General features: G+C 59.9%; 20 protein-coding genes and 1 riboswitch. Of the genes, 10 read left to right on the forward strand and 10 right to left on the reverse strand.

Features of this window, described 5'->3' with window-relative positions:
* Positions 1-18 precede the first annotated feature (18 nt).
* Positions 19-1,074, reverse strand: a complete 1,056-nt coding sequence (gene epd / locus HGP31_RS29100; RefSeq protein WP_033044723.1) for an erythrose-4-phosphate dehydrogenase — start codon at positions 1,072-1,074, stop codon at positions 19-21.
* A 190-nt stretch (positions 1,075-1,264) separates the two neighbouring features.
* On the reverse strand, positions 1,265-3,262 hold the full coding sequence (gene tkt, locus HGP31_RS29105; RefSeq protein WP_033045622.1) for a transketolase: 1,998 nt from the start codon (positions 3,260-3,262) through the stop codon (positions 1,265-1,267).
* A gap of 272 nt (positions 3,263-3,534) precedes the next feature.
* Between tkt and HGP31_RS29110 the strand changes: the two genes are divergently transcribed.
* From HGP31_RS29110 to HGP31_RS29125, 4 genes are all read left to right on the forward strand, one after another.
* Positions 3,535-4,530 (forward strand): ArsR/SmtB family transcription factor, encoded by a 996-nt coding sequence (locus HGP31_RS29110; protein ID WP_033045623.1) that lies wholly within the window; start codon positions 3,535-3,537, stop codon positions 4,528-4,530.
* An 18-nt stretch (positions 4,531-4,548) separates the two neighbouring features.
* The gene (gene metK / locus HGP31_RS29115) at positions 4,549-5,739 is read left to right on the forward strand and encodes a methionine adenosyltransferase (protein ID WP_020800885.1); all 1,191 of its coding nucleotides are present in this window, start codon (positions 4,549-4,551) and stop codon (positions 5,737-5,739) included.
* 159 nt (positions 5,740-5,898) lie between these two features.
* Positions 5,899-7,572, forward strand: coding sequence for an NAD-dependent DNA ligase LigB (gene ligB / locus HGP31_RS29120; RefSeq protein WP_168759069.1), 1,674 nt, complete (start codon positions 5,899-5,901; stop codon positions 7,570-7,572).
* Between the two features lie 104 nt (positions 7,573-7,676).
* Positions 7,677-8,072: a DUF1090 domain-containing protein gene (locus HGP31_RS29125; RefSeq protein WP_020800887.1), complete on the forward strand. Its 396-nt coding sequence runs from the start codon at positions 7,677-7,679 to the stop codon at positions 8,070-8,072.
* A 116-nt stretch (positions 8,073-8,188) separates the two neighbouring features.
* Here HGP31_RS29125 and HGP31_RS29130 read toward each other — a convergent pair whose 3' ends face one another.
* Positions 8,189-8,638 (reverse strand): c-type cytochrome, encoded by a 450-nt coding sequence (locus tag HGP31_RS29130; RefSeq protein WP_020800888.1) that lies wholly within the window; start codon positions 8,636-8,638, stop codon positions 8,189-8,191.
* Between the two features lie 128 nt (positions 8,639-8,766).
* Between HGP31_RS29130 and mltA the strand changes: the two genes are divergently transcribed.
* Positions 8,767-9,939, forward strand: coding sequence for a murein transglycosylase A (mltA, locus tag HGP31_RS29135; protein WP_020800889.1), 1,173 nt, complete (start codon positions 8,767-8,769; stop codon positions 9,937-9,939).
* Positions 9,940-10,062: 123 nt separating this feature from the next.
* On the opposite strand, the gene HGP31_RS29140 is transcribed toward mltA, so the two are convergent.
* On the reverse strand, positions 10,063-10,446 hold the full coding sequence (locus tag HGP31_RS29140; protein WP_020800890.1) for an MAPEG family protein: 384 nt from the start codon (positions 10,444-10,446) through the stop codon (positions 10,063-10,065).
* Positions 10,447-10,476: 30 nt separating this feature from the next.
* The gene (locus HGP31_RS29145) at positions 10,477-11,310 is read right to left on the reverse strand and encodes an EamA family transporter (protein ID WP_020800891.1); all 834 of its coding nucleotides are present in this window, start codon (positions 11,308-11,310) and stop codon (positions 10,477-10,479) included.
* Positions 11,311-11,591: 281 nt separating this feature from the next.
* On the opposite strand from HGP31_RS29145, the gene HGP31_RS29150 reads away from it, so the two are divergent.
* Complete coding sequence (locus tag HGP31_RS29150) at positions 11,592-12,761, forward strand: MFS transporter (protein WP_020797420.1); 1,170 nt, start codon at positions 11,592-11,594, stop codon at positions 12,759-12,761.
* Here HGP31_RS29150 and HGP31_RS29155 read toward each other — a convergent pair whose 3' ends face one another.
* Positions 12,762-13,649 carry a formate/nitrite transporter family protein gene (locus tag HGP31_RS29155; protein WP_020797419.1) on the reverse strand — a complete coding sequence of 296 codons (888 nt, stop codon included), beginning with the start codon at positions 13,647-13,649 and terminating at the stop codon, positions 12,762-12,764.
* A 72-nt stretch (positions 13,650-13,721) separates the two neighbouring features.
* Positions 13,722-14,126, reverse strand: coding sequence for an acyl-CoA thioesterase (locus HGP31_RS29160; RefSeq protein ID WP_020797418.1), 405 nt, complete (start codon positions 14,124-14,126; stop codon positions 13,722-13,724).
* Positions 14,127-14,324: 198 nt separating this feature from the next.
* Positions 14,325-14,427, forward strand: a riboswitch (S-adenosyl-L-homocysteine riboswitch).
* Between the two features lie 23 nt (positions 14,428-14,450).
* Here HGP31_RS29160 and ahcY point away from each other — a divergent pair.
* From ahcY to HGP31_RS29180, 4 genes are all read left to right on the forward strand, one after another.
* Positions 14,451-15,860 (forward strand): adenosylhomocysteinase, encoded by a 1,410-nt coding sequence (gene ahcY / locus HGP31_RS29165; protein ID WP_020797417.1) that lies wholly within the window; start codon positions 14,451-14,453, stop codon positions 15,858-15,860.
* A gap of 162 nt (positions 15,861-16,022) precedes the next feature.
* Positions 16,023-16,868, forward strand: a complete 846-nt coding sequence (gene metF / locus HGP31_RS29170; protein ID WP_020797416.1) for a methylenetetrahydrofolate reductase [NAD(P)H] — start codon at positions 16,023-16,025, stop codon at positions 16,866-16,868.
* 186 nt (positions 16,869-17,054) lie between these two features.
* The gene (locus tag HGP31_RS29175) at positions 17,055-17,870 is read left to right on the forward strand and encodes a substrate-binding periplasmic protein (RefSeq protein ID WP_020797415.1); all 816 of its coding nucleotides are present in this window, start codon (positions 17,055-17,057) and stop codon (positions 17,868-17,870) included.
* A 225-nt stretch (positions 17,871-18,095) separates the two neighbouring features.
* The gene (locus HGP31_RS29180) at positions 18,096-19,964 is read left to right on the forward strand and encodes an RNA helicase RhlE2 (protein ID WP_020797414.1); all 1,869 of its coding nucleotides are present in this window, start codon (positions 18,096-18,098) and stop codon (positions 19,962-19,964) included.
* A 239-nt stretch (positions 19,965-20,203) separates the two neighbouring features.
* Here the strand turns inward: HGP31_RS29180 and HGP31_RS29185 are convergent, their stop codons facing one another.
* From HGP31_RS29185 to HGP31_RS29195, 3 genes are all read right to left on the reverse strand, one after another.
* On the reverse strand, positions 20,204-20,791 hold the full coding sequence (locus HGP31_RS29185) for a YceI family protein (protein WP_008057034.1): 588 nt from the start codon (positions 20,789-20,791) through the stop codon (positions 20,204-20,206).
* Between the two features lie 32 nt (positions 20,792-20,823).
* The gene (locus HGP31_RS29190; protein ID WP_020797412.1) at positions 20,824-21,375 is read right to left on the reverse strand and encodes a cytochrome b; all 552 of its coding nucleotides are present in this window, start codon (positions 21,373-21,375) and stop codon (positions 20,824-20,826) included.
* A gap of 639 nt (positions 21,376-22,014) precedes the next feature.
* Positions 22,015-23,751: a flavin monoamine oxidase family protein gene (locus HGP31_RS29195; protein ID WP_020797411.1), complete on the reverse strand. Its 1,737-nt coding sequence runs from the start codon at positions 23,749-23,751 to the stop codon at positions 22,015-22,017.
* Positions 23,752-23,927: the final 176 nt, after the last annotated feature.

A 23,927-nucleotide genomic window follows, 5' to 3' on the forward strand; every position in this document is an offset into this window, starting at 1 on the left:
TTTCCTGAGTAGCTGTTCTTAGAGAGCAGGTTTTTTTGAGGCTGTGTGCAGATAGTGTTCCGCAACATCCAGCATTCGGTTGGCAAAACCCCATTCGTTGTCGAACCAGGCCAGGATGTTCACCAGCCTTGGGCCGGAAACTCGAGTCTGACTGGCATCGACGATCGCCGAATGTGGGTCGTGGTTGAAATCACAACTTGCATGGGGCAACTCGGTGTAGGCCAGAAGGCCTTTGAGCGGGCCGCGGGTGGCAGCCTCGCGCAGGATCCGGTTGACCTCGGTGGCGTCGGTGTCGCTCACGGTCTGCATCGTGATGTCGAGGCAAGACACGTTAACCGTCGGCACGCGTACGGCTTTGGCCTGAATTCGCCCGGCAAGTTCCGGCAGCAAGCGTTCAATGCCGCGCGCCAGACCAGTGGACACCGGAATCACCGACTGAAACGCCGAACGGGTGCGGCGCAGGTCTTCGTGATGATAGGCGTCGATCACTGGCTGGTCGTTCATTGCCGAATGGATGGTGGTAATCGACACGTACTCGAGCCCGATGGCCTGATCCAGCAATCGCAACAACGGCACGCCGCAGTTAGTCGTGCAAGAAGCGTTGGACACCAGCAACTCATCGCCCGTCAGGCAATCCTGGTTCACGCCGTAGACGATAGTGGCGTCGACATCCGCCTCGCTGGCCATCGGCTGGGAAAACAATACGCGCGGAGCGCCAGCGTCGAGGAACCGTTGGCCGTCCTCGCGGGTGTGGTAAGCGCCGGAGCATTCCAGCACCAGATCGACGCCCAACGACGCCCAATCGATGCCTTCGGGAGTAGCACTGCGCAGGACCTTCACGCAGTCGCCATTAATATGCAGACAATCGCCATCGACCCTGACCTCACCGGGAAAGCGCCCGTGGGTGGAGTCGAAGCGTGTCAGGTATTCGATGCTGGCCATGTCGGCCAGATCGTTGATCGCGACAATCTCGAACCCGGCCTTATCGCCTCGTTCAAACAACGCACGCAATACGCAACGACCAATCCGGCCGTAGCCGTTGAGTGCAACTTTGTAGGGACGCGGTTGAGGCATGGGGGTTCTCGATAGACGCAGTCAGACGAAATCTCTTTAACAACACACCCCACCTGTAGGAGCGAGCATGCTCGCGATGGACTTCAGGACAACGCGTTCATCCAGACAGCCAGCGTTATCGTTAACGACCATCGCGAGCATGCTCGCTCCTACAAGGGTTCGCGGCGGTCATTAGACCGCCGCGCTGTGCTTAGTCTTCCAGCAGCTCTTCAGCCTGACCCAGGATGTTTTCCAGGGTGAAGCCGAACTCTTCGAACAAGGCAGGCGCAGGCGCCGACTCGCCGTAGGTGGTCATGCCGATCACGCGACCTTCCAGGCCGACATACTTGTACCAGTAGTCGGCAATGGAAGCTTCGATGGCGATACGGGCGCTGACCTGCAGCGGCAGGACCGATTGCTTGTAGCCAGCGTCCTGAGCGTCGAACACGCTGGTGCAAGGCATGGAAACCACGCGCACCTTGCGGCCCTGCTCAGTCAGCTTGTCGTACGCCTGAACGGCCAGGCCGACTTCCGAACCAGTAGCGATCAGGATCAGCTCAGGCTCGCCTGCGCAGTCCTTCAACACGTAGCCACCGCGGCTGATGTCGGCGACCTGCAGGGCATTGCGGGTCTGGTGCTGCAGGTTCTGACGCGAGAAGATCAGGGCCGAAGGACCGTCTTTACGCTCCAGTGCATACTTCCAGCACACCGCCGATTCAACGGCATCGGCCGGACGCCAGGTGTCGAGGTTTGGCGTGCAGCGCAGGCTGGCCAGTTGCTCGATTGGCTGGTGAGTCGGGCCGTCTTCGCCCAGACCGATGGAGTCGTGGGTGTAGACGTGGATCACGCGCTGCTTCATCAGGGCCGACATGCGCACCGCGTTGCGGGCGTATTCCATGAACATCAGGAAGGTCGCGCCGTAAGGCACCAGGCCGCCGTGCAGGGCAACCCCGTTCATGATCGCGGTCATGCCGAATTCGCGCACGCCGTAGTACATGTAGTTGCCGCTGGCGTCTTCAGCGGTGACACCTTTGCAGCCTTTCCACAGGGTCAGGTTGGAACCGGCCAGGTCAGCCGAACCGCCGAGGAACTCAGGCAGCAGCGGGCCGAACGCGTTCAGGGCGTTCTGGCTGGCTTTACGGCTGGCGATGGTTTCGCCCTTGGCAGCCACTTCGGCGATGTAGGCATCGGCTTTTTCGCTGAAGTCGGCCGGCAGTTCGCCGCTCAGACGACGGATCAGTTCGTTGGCTTCGGCCGGGAACGCCGCGGAGTAGGCCGCGAAACGCTGGTCCCACTCGGCTTCGACCGCGCGGCCGGCTTCCTTGGCATCCCACTCGGCATAAATGTCGGCCGGGATTTCGAACGGGCCGTGGTTCCACTTCAGCGCCGCACGGGTCAGGGCGATTTCCGCGTCACCCAGCGGGGCGCCGTGGCAGTCTTCCTTGCCTTGCTTGTTCGGCGAACCGAAGCCGATGGTGGTCTTGCAGCAGATGAGCGTCGGCTGAGGGCTTTTACGCGCTGTCTCGATCGCGATCTTGATCTCTTCCGGATCATGACCATCGACGTTGCGGATCACTTGCCAGTTGTACGATTCAAAGCGCTTTGGCGTGTCATCGGTGAACCAGCCTTCGACTTCGCCGTCGATGGAGATACCGTTGTCATCGTAGAACGCGATCAGCTTGCCCAGGCCCAGGGTACCGGCAAGGGAGCTGACTTCGTGGGAGATGCCTTCCATCATGCAGCCATCACCCAGGAACACGTAGGTGTGGTGATCGACGATGTTGTGGCCAGGACGGTTGAACTGCGCCGCCATGACTTTTTCAGCCAAGGCAAAGCCCACGGCATTGGCCAGGCCCTGGCCCAGCGGGCCGGTGGTGGTCTCGACGCCCGGCGTGTAGCCGAATTCCGGGTGACCCGGGGTACGGCTGTGCAGTTGGCGGAACTGCTTCAGGTCTTCGATCGACAGATCGTAGCCGGTGAGGTGCAGCAGCGAGTAGATCAACATCGAACCGTGGCCATTGGACAGCACGAAGCGGTCACGGTCGGCGAACGATGGATTGCTCGGGTTGTGCTTGAGGTAGTCGCGCCAAAGCACCTCGGCGATATCCGCCATACCCATGGGGGCACCGGGATGGCCGCTGTTGGCTTTTTGCACGGCATCCATGCTGAGGGCACGAATGGCGTTGGCACGCTCACGACGGCTAGGCATCGCTGTTCTCCTGCGGGTTCTGAATCGAGAGTGATAAAAATGAAACGGAAAAAAGGCGAGCATTTTCCCTCACCCGGACGCCTCGGGGCAATGACAGAAAGTCATCTGAAGGCGTTTTTCCAACGCTTGGCGACGGATTAGGCGGGTGAAACCTTTCCGCTATCGGTTTGTAGAGTTGAGCAGCTCCTGAGAAGTGCCATCTATCGATCAATATCAAAACTTTTTGATATTGATCTTGCGGTGCTTCCGGTGCGTGACTAGACTGCCGGCCTATGAATTTACGCGCGCCCTCCATTCGCCAGGACGATTGTGATGAGCTGGCGGCCTTGTGCAAGGCCGGCGGCGATCCCTTGCGCCTGAATGTCTTGCGCGCTTTGACCAACGATTCGTTCGGCGTACTGGAACTGGCGCAGATCTTCGGCATCGGCCAATCGGGCATGAGCCATCACCTCAAGGTGCTGGCCCAGGCTGATCTGGTAGCGACCCGCCGTGAAGGCAATGCGATTTTCTACCGTCGCGCCCTGCCACACACTGAGTTGCCGGGGGGAAAATTGCACGCGGCATTGCTCGAGGAAGTGGATAACCTGCGTTTGCCGGTCGACGTGCAAATGCGCATCACCCAGGTTCACAAGCAACGCGAGGCGGCCAGCCAGGACTTTTTCTCACGGGTCGCCGAGAAATTTCGCGCCCAGCAAGACTTGATCGCTGGCCTGCCACAGTACCGCGAGAGCGTGGTGGCCCTGCTCGACAAGCTGAGCTTCGGCAGCGCTGCCACGGCGATCGAAGTCGGCCCCGGCGACGGTGCATTCCTGCCGGAACTGTCGCGCCGCTTCACTCAGGTCACGGCACTGGACAATAGCCAGGCCATGCTCGAACTGGCACGCCAGGTGTGCGAACGCGATTCGCTGACTAACGTTAACCTGCAACTGGCCGATGCCCTGAACGGCGTCAGTCTCAAGGCCGATTGCGTTGTACTGAACATGGTATTGCATCACTTTGCCGCGCCGGCCGATGCGCTCAAGCACATGGCCAATTTGCTGCAACCGGGCGGCAGCCTGCTGGTGACAGAATTATGTAGCCACAACCAGAGTTGGGCCAAGGAGGCCTGCGGTGATCTCTGGCTGGGGTTTGAACAGGACGATCTGGCCCGTTGGGCCACCGCTGCGGGGCTCGTCCCCGGAGAAAGCCTCTATGTAGGCTTACGTAATGGTTTCCAGATTCAGGTCCGCCATTTTCAGCGGTCGGCTGGCGACACTCACCATCGGTAATTTCAGGAAAACATCGAGATGAGCGAATACTCCCTTTTCACCTCCGAGTCCGTGTCTGAAGGGCATCCGGACAAAATCGCCGACCAGATTTCTGATGCGGTGCTGGACGCCATCATCGCTGAAGACAAGTTCGCGCGCGTGGCGTGCGAGACCCTGGTGAAAACCGGCGTGGCGATCATCGCTGGCGAAGTCACCACCTCGGCCTGGGTTGACCTGGAGCAGATCGTTCGTGACGTCATCACCAACATCGGCTACACCAGCTCCAACGTCGGCTTCGACGGTGCGACCTGCGGCGTAATGAACATCATCGGCAAGCAGTCCCCTGACATCAACCAGGGCGTCGACCGTGCCAAGCCTGAAGATCAGGGCGCCGGCGACCAGGGCCTGATGTTCGGCTACGCCAGCAACGAAACCGACGTGCTGATGCCTGCACCGATCACGTTCTCGCACCAGCTGGTGAAACGCCAGGCCGAAGCCCGTAAATCCGGCCTGCTGCCTTGGCTGCGTCCGGACGCCAAGTCGCAAGTGACCTGCCGCTACGAAAACGGCAAGGTTGTCGGCATCGACGCGGTTGTCCTGTCGACCCAGCACAACCCGGAAGTGTCGTACGCAGACCTGCGCGAAGGCGTGATGGAGCTGATCGTCAAGCACGTGCTGCCTGCCGAACTGCTGTCCAAGGACACTCAGTTCCACATCAACCCGACCGGCCAGTTCATCATCGGTGGCCCGGTGGGCGATTGTGGCCTGACCGGCCGCAAGATCATTGTCGACAGCTACGGTGGCATGGCCCGCCACGGTGGTGGTGCGTTCTCCGGCAAAGATCCATCCAAGGTTGACCGCTCGGCTGCCTATGCCGGTCGTTACGTGGCCAAGAACATCGTTGCCGCCGGCCTGGCCGAGCGCTGCGAGATTCAGGTGTCCTACGCCATCGGCGTTGCCCAGCCGACTTCGATCTCGCTGAACACCTTCGGCACCGGCAAGATCAGCGACGACAAGATCGTCAAGCTGGTCCGCGAAGTGTTCGACCTGCGTCCTTACGCAATCACCACCATGCTTGACCTGCTGCACCCGATGTACCAGGAAACCGCTGCGTACGGCCACTTCGGTCGCACCCCGGCAACCAAGACGGTTGGTGATGACACCTTCACCACCTTCACCTGGGAAAAGACCGACCGCGCCGAACACCTGCGCACGGCTGCCGGCCTGTAAGACTTCCCGGTGGTACCTGAAGCCCCGCACGGTCCGCCGTGCGGGGCTTTTTTATGGGTGAAAACTTAGTAGGTTGAAACACTCCGAAAAACAGCGGCACACCCATCAGCCCGCCGCTGACTAACCTTCAGGCACCTCTATCGAGCAAGGAAGCTCACTATGCTGCCCCGCCTGCTGACCGGCTTACTCCTGACCTGCCTGTGCCTCGAAACTGTTGCTGGCGAATGCCCGGCCTGGCCGCCGACTCGTGCCGCGCAAGAACTCGCCGCCCTGCAAAAACAGATCGACCTCTGGGATGACAGCTATCACCGCGAAGGTCGTTCGCTGATCGCCGACGAACTGTACGATCAGTCCTTCGCGCGCCTGAGCCAATGGCGCCAATGCTTCAGCCCCGGTTCGGCCATCGATCCATTGCGCACCGCGAGCGGTCCGCTGGCCCATCCAGTGCCGCATACCGGCCTGGAAAAACTGCCAGATGCGGGTGCCGTCGAGCATTGGCTGCGGGGTCGAACTCAGGTCTGGGCCCAGCCCAAGGTCGACGGCGTGGCGGTGACCCTGGTCTACCGCAATGGCCTGCTGGTCCAGGCGATCAGTCGCGGCGATGGTGTGCATGGTCAGGACTGGACCGACTCGGCCCGCCAGGTCGGCGCCATTCCTCAACGCCTGTCCGAGCCACGGGACCTGGTGGTACAGGGCGAGCTCTACTGGCGCCTCGCTGACCATGTACAAGCCATCGCCGGCAGCCTGAACGCCCGCGGCACGGTAGCCGGGTTGATGGCCCGCAAGACATTGAGCGTCGAGCAGTCCGAGGGGATCGGCCTGTTTGCCTGGGAATGGCCCCACGGTCCGACGAGCTTGCCGGCCCGTATCGCGGAACTGGAAAAACTCGGTTTTTCCAGTTCCGCACAGTACACCCAGGCCATCAGTTCAATAGCCGAAGTCGAGTACTGGCGTGATCACTGGTATCGCTCGCCCCTGCCGTTTGCCAGCGACGGGATTGTCCTGCGCCAAGAGCAGCGCCCGCCCGCCGAACGCTGGCAGGCAAAAGCGCCATACTGGATCGTTGCCTGGAAGTATCCCTTTGCCCAGGCACTGGCCGAGGTACGAAAAGTTCATTTCAAGATTGGTCGCACGGGACGGATCACCCCCGTGCTGGAGTTGATCCCGGTGACGCTCGATGACCAGCAGATCAAGCGCGTCAGCGTGAGCTCCTTGCAACGCTGGCAAACGCTGGATATCCGAGCGGGCGACCAGGTCGCCATCAGCCTGGCCGGCCTGACCATTCCCAGGCTCGATGGCGTTGTGCTGCGCAATACCGAGCGCCCTGAGATGAACGTACCGCTGGCTGCCGACTTTCACCCATTGAGCTGCTGGCAGCCGACGCCGGGATGCCAAAGCCAGTTTCTCGCACGCCTGACATGGCTCAGCGGCAAACACGGATTGGACCTGCCCCATGTCGGCCCCGGCACATGGGAAAAACTTCTTGAAACAGGTCACCTGAACGGCCTGTTGGATTGGTTGACCCTCGATGCCCAAGAGCTTGCTAACATTGACGGTTTCGGCGAGCGCAGCGCTACTCGGCTGGCCAGCAGTTTCGACAATGCCCGGCAACGCCCACTCGCCCGCTGGCTCAAAGCCCTGGGTATGCCGCCGATCGGCCAGGCACACCTGGGCGACTCATGGCAGGAGCTGGCACAACGAGACATCGAGCAATGGCAGGCCCAACCCGACATCGGACCAGGACGCGCCGCACAATTAAGCGCATTTTTTCGCGATCCGCAGGTCGTGGCGCTGAGTGAAACACTTCGCCGGGCTGCCATAGACGGTTTTTAGCTTTAGCCCCGGTGATGCCCATGCGCCCGGGAACCCTGAAGTCCCGATGGGCTCAAACGTGCCATCGCTGCATCGACACGTATGCCTTTTCACCTGGAGCTTTTATGAAATTTCTTCCACCACTGGTCCTGTTGACCCTTTGCAGCGTTATGGCCACTCCATTGATGGCCGTCGAAGACGCCCCAGGCCTGACCGGCTGCGCCGCCAAGAAACAAGGCATCATCAATCAGATCGAACTGGCCAAATCCCACGGCAATGCCGACCAGCAGGCTGGCCTGGAGAAAGCCTTGAGCGAAGTCAGCGCCAATTGCACTGATGCCTCGCTGAAGAAAGAACGGGAAAACAAGGTGCTCGACGCCAAGCACGAAGTCAGCAAGCGTCAGGCCGACCTTGATAAAGCCATGAAACAAGGCGACCCCGAGAAGATCAACAAGCGCAAGGACAAACTCGCCGAGTCCCGCAAGGAATTGCAGGAAGCGGTGGACGAGCTGGATAAATAAGAACAGGTAAAGATCGGCAATCCCTGGTGCTGCAAAATCCGCCTTCGCGAGCAGGCTCACCCCCACAGTTGACCGCATGCCCCTGCTCGCGAAGACATCAGACCGGGTATCGTTGATCAATGATCCCGAAATTCTTTATGGCACGCACTGCAGGCATCTTCGACCTTCTGTACCGCCGGCCCCAGGTTACTGGCCTTGTAGGGTTGAACCTGACTGGCGATCACCAGCTCGCCCGTGGCCGCTTCAAGACTGCGAGCCATTTGCTCAAAGCGTGCCTGCTTCTCCCAGACATCATTCTTGGCACTGGTGTGGTCTTCTTCACGCACCTGCGGGAAATGTTTCCATGGCTCATGGGACAGCGCATCGAGTTTCACCGCGCCGTCGGCGAATTTGGGGCCATCGAACGCAATGCGGCCACGCAACATGCCACCCAGGTCTTCACCGGTCTTGAGCATCTGCTTGAAAATGGCCTTGCGCTGACCGAGGGGCGAGTTGGGATCGACGCCGCCACAAGCGCAAAGCGTCAGGCAGGCCAGCAATACAACAGAAAGTCTTTTAAGAGTCATGGTGGCTTCAGGTCACGGAAAACGGGGGCCAGTATCCTCGCGTCACCGGCAAACACCAATACCCCTATTATCAATACGGGTTGCATGAGTGCACACGACGCTCAGGCAACCGGCAAAGGAAATATTCCATGAACAGCCGTTTCAAGGCCTGGTGTCACCCCCTGGCCTGGACGCTTCCGATTGTGGCCGTGCTCGCTGGCTGCACCGGTGGCGAAGACAAACAACCGAAGACCCACGCCCTGGCCACCTACTCCAGCGCCACTTGGGAAGCGTTGCCGGCAGTCTCCGACAATGACCTCGTTGCCGGTTTCGGCTCCTGGCGCAGCGCCTGCACCCGACTCAAGGCTGACCCGGTCTGGGGCGCCACCTGCGCAGCGGCGACCAACGTGCCGCAGAGTGCCAGCGACATCCGTGGTTTTCTCAAGCAGAACCTGGATGTCTACGGCCTGCGCGCCGCCAACGACAATCCCAACGGTTTGATCACTGGCTACTACGAACCGGTCTACCCCGGCAGCCTGACCCAAACCGCAAAGGCGAACGTCCCGGTGTATGGCGTGCCTGAAGATATGATCATCGTCTCGCTGGACAGCATCTACCCGGAACTCAAGGGCAAACGCCTGCGCGGCCGACTTGAAGGCCGCGTGCTCAAGCCTTACGACGATGCAGCGACCATCGGCAGCAAGGGGGTCAAGGCTCCCGTCGTGGCCTGGTTGACCGATCCGATGAACCTGCAGTTCCTGCAAATCCAGGGATCGGGTCGTATCCAGCTCGACAGCGGTCGTCAGCTGCGAATCGCTTACGCCGACCAGAACGGCCACCCTTATCGACCGATCGGACGCTGGTTGGTGGAGCAAGGCGAGCTGAAGAAAGAAGACGTGACCATGGGCGCAATCAGCAACTGGGCCAAGGCCAACCCAGCGCGTATTCCAGAACTGCTCGGCAGCAACCCAAGCTACGTGTTTTTCACCCAGAACCCGGACAGCAACGAAGGCCCGCGCGGCTCGCTGAACGTGCCGTTGACGGCCGGTTATAGCGCGGCGGTGGATCGCAAAGTGATTCCGCTGGGTAGCCTGTTGTGGTTATCCACCACAAAACCGGATGGCACTGCACTGGTACGCCCGGTGGCAGCCCAGGACACCGGCGGCGCCATTGCTGGCGAGGTTCGTGCGGATCTGTTCTGGGGTACTGGCGAGGCGGCCGGGCAACTGGCTGGCGACATGAAGCAGCAGGGGCAGATCTGGATGCTGTGGCCCAAAGGCGCGGCGCTGCCGCAAGTGCCGCAAGTCGCCGACAAGCTTTAAAGTCAAAAGATCGCAGCCTGCGACAGCGCCTACATTGACCTCATCCGCCGCATTATCGCGGATGCTCTCAATGCCTGTAGGAGCTGTCGAGTGAAACGAGGCTGCGATCTTTTGATCTTGCCTTTAAACCGACACGACAAAGAAACTGACGATCAGCCCCATCCCCACAAACCACACCAACGACCGCAAGGTCGCCCAGTCCGCCAGATAGAAAATGATGAAGAGAAGGCGACTGGTGATGAACAACACCGCCAGCACATTGAGGGTCACGAGCTCCGCATTGCCGACCAGGTGCGCCACGAGCACTGCCGCCGCGAACGCCGGGGCCACTTCGAAGCTGTTCAGTTGCGCGGCATGTGCCCTCTTGCCCAAGCCCTCCAGGGAATCAAGAAATCCCCGGGGATCGTGATTGTGTCTCAAACCGTATCCACCGCTGATCTTGGCCACCGCCGTACACACATACGGCAGGATGATCGCAATTAAAATGCACCACAGAGCAACATTCATGAAGCAGTCCCTTTCTCACGTTTAGACCCGTCAAAATTTCATTACCAGCATGCCAACCAGAACCAGCCCGCAGGCCAGTAGCCTTGGCCCGCCGAAAGGTTCTTTCAGGTAACGCATGCCGAACAGCACCACCAGGATCACGCTGATCTCGCGCAAGGCCGCCGCTTCGGCAATGGAGCCCAGCTGCATGGCCCACAGCACCAGAGCGTAGCTGAACAACACGCAGAATCCGACCGCCAGGCCCAATCGCCATTGCTCACGCCAGAACAGCTTGAACGCCGGCCGCTTGCTCACCCAGGCCAGCAACGGAAACGGCCAGGCACTGAGCAATGTCACCCAAACCAGGTAATCCAGTGGATGCGACCAGCGCCGCAAGGCCTGGCCATCGATGAAGGTGTAGCAACCGATGCACAAGCCGATCAGCGCGACCACAGGCAGCATCGACCACGGCAAGCGAGCGCCGCCTCCCCCCTGCCAGAGCAGGCACAGCATGCCAAGCGGGATCAACAGAATTCCGAAGATCTGCTGGTGGGTCAGCACTTCCCCGGCAAAAACCAGGGTCAGCGCGAGCACCACCAGCGGCGACAACCCCCGCATCAGCGGATAGACCAGCCCGAGGTCGCCGACCCGATAAGCCTGGATCAGCAAATAACGGTAGAGCAACTCGAAGGCTGCCGAGGCGAGAATCCACGGCCAGATGTCCAATGGCGGCAGCGCCACGAACGGCAACATAAGCGCGACGAAGAGCATTGCCACGCTGTCCATGCAGGCCACTACCAGCAAACGCTCGGCGCTGAACTTGATCAGGGTATTCCACGCCGCATGCAACAGCGCCGCCACCAACACTAACGCCGTCGCAAGCACGGCCTACTCCTTTTTTGTTGACCGCCCCCCCTTGTAGGAGCCGGCTTGCTGGCGATGGCGTTCCTGTGATTGCCATCGCCAGCAAGCCGGCTCCTACAAGGGCTGGGGAGAGAATTGATTCGCCATATGTCAGCAGCTGTTTATACTGCAACCGACCACGCCGCACTCAGTTGCGCACAGACTAATTCCAATAACAATGCCCTTGCCCGCTCTCATCGAGATCGGTCCTGGCATGCGTATGCCTGATCACAGCGTCAAGACTACCGACAGAGACCTTGCGCATGCCACTCGCCTTGCTTGCCCTTGCTGTTGCCGCGTTCGGCATCGGCACCACTGAATTCGTCATTATGGGCTTGCTGCCCGATGTTGCCCGCGACCTCGCGGTCAGCATTCCCCACGCCGGATTGCTGATTACCGGCTACGCCCTGGGCGTGGTGTTCGGCGCACCAATCCTCGCGGTCGGCACCGCCAACATGCCGCGCAAAGCGACACTGCTGGGCATGACGCTGATGTTCATCCTGGGCAACATGCTTTGCGCACTGGCGCCGAACTACGCCACGCTGATGGCCGCGCGCGTGGTGACTGCGCTGTGCCACGGCGCGTTCTTCGGCATCGGCTCGGTGGTTGCCGCCGGCCTGGTGGCGCCGAACAAACGCGCCCAGGCGATTGCCATGATGTTCACCGGCCTGACCCTGGCCAACGTGCTTGGAGTGCCGCTGGGCACCGCGCTGGGGCAGTACGCCGGCTGGCGCTCGACGTTCTGGGCGGTGTCGGTGATCGGCGTGATCGCGGCGATTGCGCAATGGGTCTGGCTGCCTAAGAACATCGTGATGGAAAAAGCCAACCTGGCAAGCGAGTTCAAAGTGCTGGGCAAGACCAACGTGCTGCTGGCATTGGGCATGAGCGTATTGGCCTCGACCAGCCTGTTCAGCGTATTCACCTACATCGCACCTATCCTGCAGGACATCACCGGTGTCAGCCCCCATGGCGTGACCATCATGCTGTTGTTGTTCGGCGTAGGCTTGACGGCGGGCAGCATGCTCGGCGGGCGATTGGCCGACAGCCGCCTGTTGCCTTCACTGGTCGGCATGGCGCTGGCCGTGGTGGTGGTCTTGGCCGCGTTCAGCCAGACCAGCCATTCGGTAATTCCCGCGGCAATCACCCTGGTGTTGTGGGGCCTTTTCGCCTTTGCCCTGTGCCCGATCCTGCAACTGCTGATCATCGATCAAGCCCATGAAGCGCCCAACCTGGGCTCGACGCTGAACCAGAGTGCATTCAACCTCGGTAACGCAGCGGGTGCCTGGATCGGTGGGCTGGTAGTCGCCAGCGGTGCAGATCTCGCGGACCTGCCGTGGACCGGCGCCATGGTCAGTGGCTTGACGGTGTTGGCCGCGCTGTATTTCATCTACCTGCAACGGCGCAGTGCCGCTGCGGTAAATGTGCCGGGTTGATTATTTTTTTTGCGCTTGCGGATCAGGTTTTGCAGCCTGCTCCGCCGCGCTTTTGGGTGGCCCGCTCTCGCTGCGAATCTGCGCATGGCTGATCAATGCAAAGATGAAGCTACCACCAACAATGTTCCCCACCAGCGTGGGACCTGCGAACACCAGCCAGAAATCTTTCCACGGCAGCTCGCCAGCGAACACCAGATAACCGACCTCCAGTGAACCGACCACGATGTGCGTGAAATCCCCCAGCGCCATGAGATAGGTGATGAGGATGATGATCCACATCTTGGCGCTCTCCATCGACGGGATCATCCAGACCATGGTGGCGATCATCCAGCCCGAGACGATGCCCTTGGCGAACATCTGACTGGCATCGTTTTCCATGACCTTGCGGCCGATATCAAGGAAGGCCTCGTCGGTCTTGCTGTCGAAAATCGGCAGCTCGAGCATGACGTAAGCCACCAGCAAGGTGCCGCAGAGGTTGCCCACCAGCACCACCCCCCACAGTCGCAGCAATCGGCCGAAATTGCCGAGCGTGGGCTTGCTCATGATCGGCAGCACGGCGGTCAGGGTGTTTTCGGTGAAGAGTTGCTGGCGGGCAAGAATCACCGCGAGGAAACCGGCGCAGTAGCCGAAACTGGCTATCACCTTGAAACCTTCGCCGTCCGGCAGTCGGGAGTTGAGCAAGCCCATGCCCATCAACGACAGGCCCATGGTCAGGCCAGCAGCCAACGCCGACCACCACAGCGCAGCAACGCTGCGCTCCAGTTCCTGATCGCCCTGGGTGCGGATAATTTCGTGCAGCACCGCCGCGCGTGGCGGTTGGTTCTTTTCGACTTCGTGCTGCTCTTTTTCCGAAAGGTCGGGGGTCTTGCCGTCTTTTTTAGTGTCCATGGAACTCCTGAACCGCTGGCGTGCGATGTAGTTACGACCCGCGCGGTTCAGATTCCGTTCGTCATCCACAAATTATTCGACGGCGCCTTCATCCTTGAACTGGTCCTTGACGTACTTGATCTCGGTCCGCCCGTGCGGCGCAGGCAATCCGTCTTCCCCCAGGTTGACGAAAACAATCTTCTCCACCGTCAGGATGCTTTTGCGGGTGATCTTGTTACGCACTTCGCACGTGAGGGTGATCGAGGTGCGACCAAATTCAGTGGCGGTGATACCCAGCTCGATGATGTCGCCCTGGCGCGAGGCGCTGACGAAGTTGATCTCGGAAATGTATTTGGTGACCACGCGTTGATTGCCCAGCTGGACGATGGCATAGATCGCCGCTTCTTCGTCGAGCCAACGCAGCAGGCTGCCGCCAAACAGTGTCCCATTGGGGTTGAGGTCTTCGGGCTTGACCCATTTGCGGGTGTGGAAATTCATATGCACTCCTGAGCGTCTTGCCGAATGATGGACGGTATCTTGGCAGACCCCGGGCCAGAGCTCTATTCGGGATCTTCTATAGCCAGTATTACCGTTCGCACATTGACCGACAGAAACCCTTTGGAAGATCAGCATAGCCCGCTATAATCGCCCCCGTTTCAAAACGGTAATCTTCACTTGCTACCGTTTTCCCGCCACCTGTCCGAGGGGCGCTGCAGCAGGCTAGACCTGTCAGGCTCGGATGGGGCGTTGCTTGGCCATCAACGGCCAGACACTAAACGCACAACGGCGCCCATTCGCATACATTACGAATGGAGACTCTTCATGAGCGCTGTTATCACGCCTGCAGATTTTAACGATTACAAAGTCGCCGACATGTCCCTGGCTGCCTGGGGCCGTCGCGAAACCATCATCGCCGAATCGGAAATGCCAGCCCTGATGGGTCTGCGCCGCAAGTACTCCGAAGAGCAACCGCTCAAGGGCGCGAAGATCCTCGGCTGCATCCACATGACCATTCAGACCGCCGTGCTGATCGAAACCCTGGTTGCCCTGGGCGCCGAAGTACGCTGGTCGTCCTGCAACATTTTCTCGACTCAAGACCAGGCTGCTGCGTCCATTGCCGCTGCTGGCATTCCGGTTTTCGCCTGGAAAGGTGAAACCGAGCAAGAGTACGAGTGGTGCCTGGAGCAAACCATCCTCAAGGATGGCCAGCCATGGGACGCCAACATGATCCTCGACGACGGCGGCGACCTGACCGAACTGCTGCACAAGAAGTACCCACAGGTACTGGATCGCGTTCACGGCGTGACCGAAGAAACCACCACCGGCGTGCACCGCCTGCTGGACATGCTGGCCAAGGGCGAGCTGAAAATCCCGGCCATCAACGTCAATGACTCGGTGACCAAGAGCAAGAACGACAACAAGTACGGCTGCCGTCACAGCCTGAACGATGCGATCAAGCGCGGTACCGACCACCTGCTGTCCGGCAAGCAAGCGCTGGTCATCGGCTACGGTGACGTGGGCAAGGGCTCGGCCCAGTCCCTGCGTCAGGAAGGCATGATCGTCAAGGTTTCCGAAGTCGACCCGATCTGCGCCATGCAAGCCTGCATGGACGGTTTCGAACTGGTTTCGCCGTTCATCGACGGTATCAACACCGGCACCGAAGAAAGCATCGACAAAGCGCTGCTGGGCAAGATCGACCTGATCGTGACCACCACCGGTAACGTCAATGTTTGCGATGCGAACATGCTCAAGGCCCTGAAGAAGCGCGCTGTTGTCTGCAACATCGGCCACTTCGACAACGAAATCGACACCGCTTTCATGCGCAAGAACTGGGCATGGGAAGAAGTGAAGCCGCAGGTTCACAAGATCCACCGTACCGGCGCTGGCAGCTTCGATCCGCAGAACGACGACTACCTGATCCTGCTGGCTGAAGGCCGCCTGGTTAACCTGGGCAACGCCACTGGCCACCCGAGCCGCATCATGGACGGTTCGTTCGCCAACCAGGTACTGGCGCAGATCTTCCTGTTCGGCCAGAAATACGCCGACCTGTCGCCAGCCCAGAAAGCCGAGCGCCTGACCGTTGAAGTACTGCCGAAGAAACTCGACGAAGAAGTGGCCCTGGAAATGGTCCGCGGTTTCGGCGGCGTCGTGACTCAACTGACCAAGACCCAGGCCGACTACATCGGCGTGACGGTCGAAGGTCCGTTCAAGCCGCACGCTTACCGCTACTGATCGGTTCTGCAGCCTGCTCTCCCTTGTGGGAGCGGGCTTGCTCGCGAAGGCGGTTTATCATTCGACATTAATGTTGTCTGACGCACCGCTTTCGCGAGCAAGCCCGCTCCCACATGGGGATGTGCATGTCTTCCAGGCTTACGTGTTTCCAAGGATATGACCATGTCCCAAGATCGTCGCTACAGCTTCGAGTTCTTCCCTACCAAGACCGATGCTGGGCATGAAAAGCTGCTTGCCACTGCCCGCCAGTTGGCCACGTACAACCCCGATTTCTTCTCCTGCACCTACGGTGCAGGTGGTTCGACCCGTGATCGCACGCTCAACACCGTGTTGCAGCTCGAGAGCGAAGTCAAAGTTCCGGCCGCACCGCACTTGTCGTGCGTCGGCGACAGCAAGGCTGACCTGCGCGGCCTGCTGAGCCAGTACAAGGCCGCCGGCATCCAGCGCATCGTCGCCTTGCGCGGTGACCTGCCTTCAGGCATGGGCATGGCCAGCGGTGAAATGCGCCACGCCAACGACCTGGTCGAATTCATCCGTGAAGAGACTGGCGATCATTTCCACATCGAAGTTGCCGCCTACCCGGAGATGCATCCTCAGGCACGCAATTTCGAAGACGACCTCAACAACTTCGTGCGCAAGGCCAACGCTGGCGCCGACAGTGCGATCACCCAGTATTTCTTCAACGCCGACAGCTACTTCTACTTCGTCGAGCGCGTGCGGGCCAAGGGTGTGAACATTCCGATCGTGCCGGGGATCATGCCGATCACCAACTACAGCAAGCTGGCACGCTTCTCCGATGCCTGCGGTGCGGAAATCCCGCGCTGGATCCGCAAGCAACTGGAAGCCTACGGTGACGATACCCAAAGCATTCAACGCTTCGGCGAGCAAGTCATTACCGAGATGTGCGAACGCCTGCTGCAGGGCGGCGCGCCAGGGCTGCACTTCTATACACTGAACCAGGCTGAAGCGAGCCTGGCGGTTTGGAACAACCTGAAGTTGCCGCGTTAAACACAGCAAGATCAAAAGATCGCAGCCTGCGGCAGTGCCTACATGGGAAATGTTTAATTCCTGTAGGAGCTGCGCAGGCTGCGATCTTTTGCTTTCAAGCACTTTTATTGTGCGGCAATCCACGGAGTTAGAGCATCTGCTGCCAGTTTCTGGCTCTTTCGCGTTTCTCGTCGTAATCTCAAGCCCATGCCTTTGATCACGCAGTTCGTCGCCCTGCTTGTTTTCACTTGCCTTAGCTTTGCCGCTAGGGGCGAGAAGTTGCGCATTGTCACCGAACCCTGGGCACCATACGTGTACGAGGAGAACGGCAAGGCCCTGGGGCTGGACTACGAAACCACCGCCATCGTCTTCAAGCGCCTGGGCATCGAAGTGGAATGGCAATTCCTGCCATGGAAACGCTGCCTTTCGATGCTGGAAACAGGTCAGGCCGATGGCGCGCTGGACATTTTCCATAGCGATGAACGCGATGCGACCCTGCTCTACCCCAGCGAACCGCTCTCGGAAGTCCAGTTCGTGATGTTCTACGCCAACGCCAGGCCCCATCCGTTTCGCACCCTCGACGAACTGCGCGGCCTGACCATCGGCATCTCTCCTGGCTACCTGTACAGCGAGGATTTCAGGGACTCGACCCTGTTCACCCGGGAGCCTGCGCCGAGCCACGAAGCGAACTTCGGCAAACTGGTGCGTGGGCGGATCGACCTGCTGATCACCGACCGCAGGGTGGGCCAGCATTTGCTCGACGAACTGAATATCCGCAACATAATTACCGAAAACCCCACTGTCATCAGTCAACAGAGCCAGTTTCTGGCGGTGCGCCGCAATGCCGGCATGGACTTGCTGGTGCAGCGTTTCGGCGCCGAGCTCAAACGTTTCAAGCGCGAACCCGCGTACGCCGAGCTCAGCGCCCGATATGGCGCCGCACCGGCCGCTACAATCAACGTCGGGCGGACCACGGCCAACACGGAAAAAACCGTTGAGCAGCAGGAAAGCGGCGCGCAGTGATTGCTCTGTTATACTCCGGCCTTCCCGCCAGGCTCACGCCCGGACGCTCGGAACCGTTCAAGGCATCTCGAACCCGCTACAGCGCAGCTTTTCAGCCCGCGCGAGCGCTCCAGACGAGCCTTCGTGACCGAAGCAGGACCGGACGGGATTGCGTTCCTCATAAACGCCATTCGCGCCAGGCAAGACTCCCATTGGGCCAAGCCCTAACTTAAAACAGGATTACTCATGTCCTTTGCTTCCCTCGGTCTCTCCGAGGCTTTAGTCCGCGCCATCGAGGCAGCGGGCTATACCGAGCCTACTCCGGTGCAACAGCGGGCCATTCCCGCCGTGTTGCAAGGTCGCGACCTGATGGTCGCGGCACAGACAGGTACTGGTAAAACCGGCGGTTTCGCCCTTCCGATCCTGGAGCGGTTGTTCCCCAACGGTCACCCGGACAAATCCCAGCGTCACGGCCCGCGCCAACCGCGCGTACTGGTCCTGACCCCTACTCGCGAACTCGCGGCGCAAGTGCACGAAAGCTTCAAGGTCTATGCCCGTGACCTGAAGTTCGTCAGTGCCTGCATTTTCGGTGGCGTCGGCATGAACCCGCAGGTCCAGGCCATGTCCCGTGGCGTAGACGTGCTGGTGGCCTGCCCTGGCCGCCTGCTCGACCTGGCCGGCCAAGGCAGCGTCGACCTGTCCCACGTGGAAATCCTCGTACTGGACGAAGCCGACCGCATGCTCGACATGGGCTTCGTCCATGACGTGAAGAAAGTCCTCGCCCGTTTGCCGGCCAAGCGTCAGAACCTGCTGTTCTCGGCGACGTTCTCCAAGGACATCACCGACCTCGCCGGCAAGCTGCTGCACAACCCGGAACGCATCGAAGTCACGCCGCCGAACACCACGGTCGAGCGCATCGAACAGCGCGTATTCCGCCTGCCGGCCAGCCACAAGCGTGCGTTGCTGGCGCACCTGATCACCGCTGGCGCCTGGGAACAGGTACTGGTGTTCACCCGTACCAAGCACGGCGCCAACCGCCTGGCCGAGTACCTGGACAAACACGGCCTGAGCGCCGTCGCGATCCACGGCAACAAGAGCCAGAATGCGCGCACCAAAGCCCTGGCCGACTTCAAGGCCGGTACCGTGCGCATCCTGGTTGCCACCGACATCGCCGCTCGCGGCCTGGACATCGACCAGCTGCCACACGTGGTCAACTTCGAACTGCCGAACGTCGATGAAGACTATGTGCACCGCATCGGCCGTACTGGCCGTGCCGGTCGTTCGGGCGAGGCGATCTCGCTGGTGGCCCCGGACGAAGAAAAACTGCTGAAAAGCATCGAACGCATGACCAAGCAGAAAATCGCCGACGGCGACCTGATGGGCTTCGATGCCAGCGCCGTGGAAGCCGAGAAACCCGAAGCTCGCGAGCGTCCGGACATGCGCAACCCGCGCAATCCACGTGGCCCGCGCGGCGATGGTCCGAATGGCGGCGGTGGTGGTGGCGGTCGCAAGGACAAAGGCAAGGACAAGGGCAAGGAAAAACCAGCGGGTGAGCGCGGTGAGCGTCCAGCCCGTCAGCAGAAGCCCCGTGAAGGCACCCCAGCCCGCGAACAGCGTCAGCCAAGCCAGCCGCCGCGTGCCGCAGCTGATCGTGCGCCGGACGAGTTCCTGGACGACGATATCGATAACTTCGGTAACCGCGTCGACTACGTTCCGCAGCAGAAACCGGCCCAAGGCCGCGGCCGTCGTCCGGGTGCTCCGGCACAAGGGACAGCCGCAGGCGCTCCACGTGGCGGCAAGCCGCAGGGCGGTCGCCAGAACGGTCCGCGCAACAGCGATGGCGCCAGCACCGGCACCCCGCCAGCCAAGCGCAGCGGTCCACGCAGCGGGGCTCCACGAGATGGCCAGGCCCGTCGCGAAGACTCCCGCAACCGCCGCCCGGCCCGTGACGATCAACCGCGTTCGGAACCGGCCGTGCAGAACCCGCGTGGTCCGGCGCCGAAGATCATGCACAAGGAGTCGAAGGCCGATCGCTTCCCGACACCTGAGCAGCTGGATCAACTGCCAAGCCGTCCTCGTGGCGAAAAACCGGCATTGCTGACCCGCAATCGCTGAGTTATCGCTGAAATGAAAAATGCCCCGTATCGAAAGATCCGGGGCATTTTTTTGAGCGATACAAAACCTGTAGGAGCGAGCCTGCTCGCGATGGTCGTGAACGATAACGCGTTAAACCAGATGCCCAGTGGCGCCTATGGGTTTTTCGCGAGCAGGCTCGCTCCTACAGGGGTTTGTGTACGGCAATAAAAAACGCCCGCGCTCGTGAGAGCGGCGGGCGTTTTTGTCAGCGGCGAAAATTATTTCGCTTTGACACCTTCAAAGGTCACGTACATTTCAACTGCATCGGACGATGGGCCCAGGTCTTTCTGCTTGCCGAAATCGGAACGCTTGAGGCTGAAGGTACCCTCGAAGCCTGCACGGTAGCCGCCCCATGGATCCTTGCCTTCACCCAGGAAGGTAGCCTTGACCACGATTGGCTTGGTCACGCCAAGGATAGTCAGGTCGCCAGCCACGTCCGCAGTGTCCTTGCCAGCGGCGTTTTTGCCGGTTGGCTTGACGCTGGTGGAAACAAAGGTGGCTTTGCTCCCGTTCAGGAAGTCTTTGCTGGAGATGTGCTTGTCACGCTCAGCGTTGTTGGTGAACACGCTGGCGGTGTTTACGTTGAACTCGATCTTGCTGTCTTCAGGCTTGGCAGCGTCAAAGCTGAACTTGCCGTCGATGTCCTTGAAAGTACCGGTGATGAAGCTGTAGCCCAGGTGGCTGATCTTGAAGTCAACGAAGGCATGCTGGCCTTCCTTGTCGACCACGTAGTCAGCGGCCATGACGCTACCGGCGGACAACAGGGCGGAACTGATTGCCAGAGCGGCCAGAGTCTTTTTCAACATACATTGTTTTCCTTTGGAGTCGAGGTTGAACTTCAGGCTTTGCGACCCAGCATTCGCTTGAGGGTCACATCACGGTCGATAAAGTGGTGCTTCAATGCTGCCAACGCATGGAGGCCGGAAAAAATTACCAGTATCCATGCCAGCCAGAGGTGAATCACACCGGCGGTATCTGCCTGGTCCGGTAGCCCGGACACCAGCGCAGGCACTTCAAACAAGCCAAACACCGGGATACCGACACCTTCTGCGGTGGAAATCAGGTAACCGGCAATCATCACAGCGAACAGACTGAGATACAGAAAGCCATGGCCGAACTTGGCGCCCAGGCGCGTCATGCGGCTGTAGCTGGACAGGGTCGGCGGCGGCGGACTGATGAAACGCCACACCACCCGCAACACCATCACACCCAGCAACACCAGGCCGATGCTCTTGTGCAGGTCCGGTGCGTCTTTGCGCCAAGTGCTGTAGTAGTCGAGCCCGACCATCCACAACCCCAACGCGAATAGGCTAAAAACCGCCAGCGCCACACTCCAGTGAATGAAAATGCTGACCCAGCCGTAGCGGGAAGTAGAATTTCGTAGCTGCATTGCCCAGATCCCTGTAAGTGCTGGCCCAAGACTATCGATTTATCTATCGGATTAAAGCGGAAAATTTCGCTTTGAAATATCGATAAATGCGATCAATAGCCTAAATCACGCGGGTTAAGGAAAGATTAAAGTCGAAATTGTGAAAAGAAGTGAATACAAACCAGAGAACACCTGTATCAAAAGGTTTATTCGATTTCTTGCCTCATTTTTTCAAGCGTAAAAAAAAACGCGGCCTTGAACCGCGCTTTTTTGTGCTTGAACGCTACGTAGACTTAGCGGGGCGATATCGACCTTCCTATTTGTGGTACACGGAAGGGGGCTGCAGACAGTCAGGATTGTACGGATCCATATCGCATTTATAGGCCAGTTCATGCCCGTATCCCCGGCGATATCCCTCATGAAATATCTCCGCATTTGCACAACCCAAAAGGGTTATCAATATGATGATTACTGTCAGTTCTTTCATATGCTCTCCAGTTTTTGAAGAGCATGGGCCCAAGATCAAGCTCTACCCATCACCCCCTTCTGATTCGCTTGTGGGAAGTCTCTGATATCGCTGGCGCATGTAGGACGGGAGACAACGCCGAGATCTGGCAAAAAAAAACGCGGCCCATGAGCCGCGTTTTTTACGCCTGAACGTTACTGGGCCTTGGTAACCGTGGTCGCCGCTGGCTTCTTGGTCGGTTCGGCCTTTTTCGCCGGTGCCTTGGCCGACGTTTTCTTCGCCTCGGTCTTCTTCACTGGCGCTTTTGCCGGTGCTTTCTTCGCAGGCTCGGCTTTCACCGGTGCCGCAGGCTTCGGCGCTTCGACCGGAGCAGGTGCAGGGGTCGGCGCCGGGGCTGGTGCGGGAGCCGGTGCGACGGGTTCTGGCGCCTTGATCGGCTGTGGCTTCTTCTCGTCATCCGAGCCGCCGAACAGGTTGCTGAAGAAGTTGCCCTTCTTCGCTGCCACCGCGCCGGCTGCAGCGGCAGCGGCTACTGGAGCGGCTTTCGCCGGGTCAAACGACTTGCCCGCCGCCAGGTCTTCAACCTGGCTGGCCGCACGCTGACCGGTGCGCAATGCGCCTTCCAAGGTGCCCGGGTACAGGGTGTCAGTGTGTTCGCCAGCAAAGGCTACACGCTGAACCGGACGCTCCCACAGACGCCAGAACTTGCTGATCTGACCCGGGCCGAAGGCCAGGTAAGCGCCGCCCATCGAAGGGTCGGTGCTGTAGCGACGGATTTCATAACCGGTAAACGAACCGCGTGCCTGTGGGTAAAACGCGTGCAGGCGGATCAGTACCTGATCGACCATCTGCTTGTCGCCGAACGCCTGCATGACCCGCGAGTTGTCGCCGGACAGGTTGATCACCACGTTGGCGCCGCCCTTCAGCGCCGGCTCGACCCACAACATGCCCAGGCCGGTGTTGCTGTAGATCTCACCGGACATGCGCGCCTTGCTTTCCCACACTGGCGTCTTGAACTTCAACATGATCTGGTCGCGCCAACCGTAGTTGGTGCCCTTGATCGCGGCCTGGTGCTGGGCGTCCAGTGCCGGGGTCATCTGGATCTTGTTCAGGGCACGCAAAGGCACGGCCACCACAACGTAGTCAGCCTGGTAGCCAACGCTGCCGACCTTGACGGTGACGCCGTCCTTGTCCTGGGTAATGGCCGAGACCGGGGAGCTGGTCTTGATGGTTTTCAGTTCTTTGACGAAGGCCTGGGCCAACACCGGGCTGCCACCGACCAGGCGCGACGCGCGCAGGTCACGGTCGGAAACGCCACGATAAACGCGACTCTGCTGTGCGAAGTACAGCAGCGAGATACGCGAAGGTTCGTCATAACGGGTACGAATCTGCTGGTTCACCAACTGACGGGCAGTGGCCGGCAGGCTCAGGCGATCGAGCCAGTTGGACACGTTGATCTGGTCCAGGGCGTGCAGCGTGTTGTTGGCTGACGGGTTTTGCGGGTCTTCGATCGAGCGCGCCAGGTCGTCCACCGTCTTTTCGTAGCGCTTGAGCGCTTCGGCAGTGGTTGGATCCTTGGTGGCCAGGTCGGCCGCGGTGTAATACACACCGTCGATCAGGTAGCCCGGGGTGCGCACGAATTCAGGTGCTGGCGTGGTGCTCAGCTTGAACGTCGAGATGTACTTGTTCAAGACCGGCTGGGTCTTGTCGTTGCCGATCCACTCACTGGTCGCCATGCCGGAGCGGCCGCCCAGGCTCGGCTTGGCTTCCAGCAGCGTGACCTGCCAGCCTTTTTTCTGCAGCTCGTAAGCAGCCGTGAGGCCCGAGACCCCGCCGCCGATCACGATCGCGGTTTTATCCTTGGCCAGCGCAGACACGCTGAACAGCCCCAACATCACCAGCGCACAGGCGCGCAGCCAACCGACAGACATTCAGCGAACTCCGGAAATACAGGAAAAATAGCGGTTTTTGCGAGCCAGGCGGCTCCAGAACCGCGAAGGATACGTCAGCCGCCAGACGCCTGCCAGCAACGTCTACCGTCCTATACAAAGTAGCTCAAACAACACAATGGGTTGTTCCCGAGGCACGCATTGCATAGGCTTGCGCG

It is taken from the genome of Pseudomonas umsongensis (assembly GCF_012647205.1).
GTDB lineage: Bacteria > Pseudomonadota > Gammaproteobacteria > Pseudomonadales > Pseudomonadaceae > Aquipseudomonas > Aquipseudomonas umsongensis.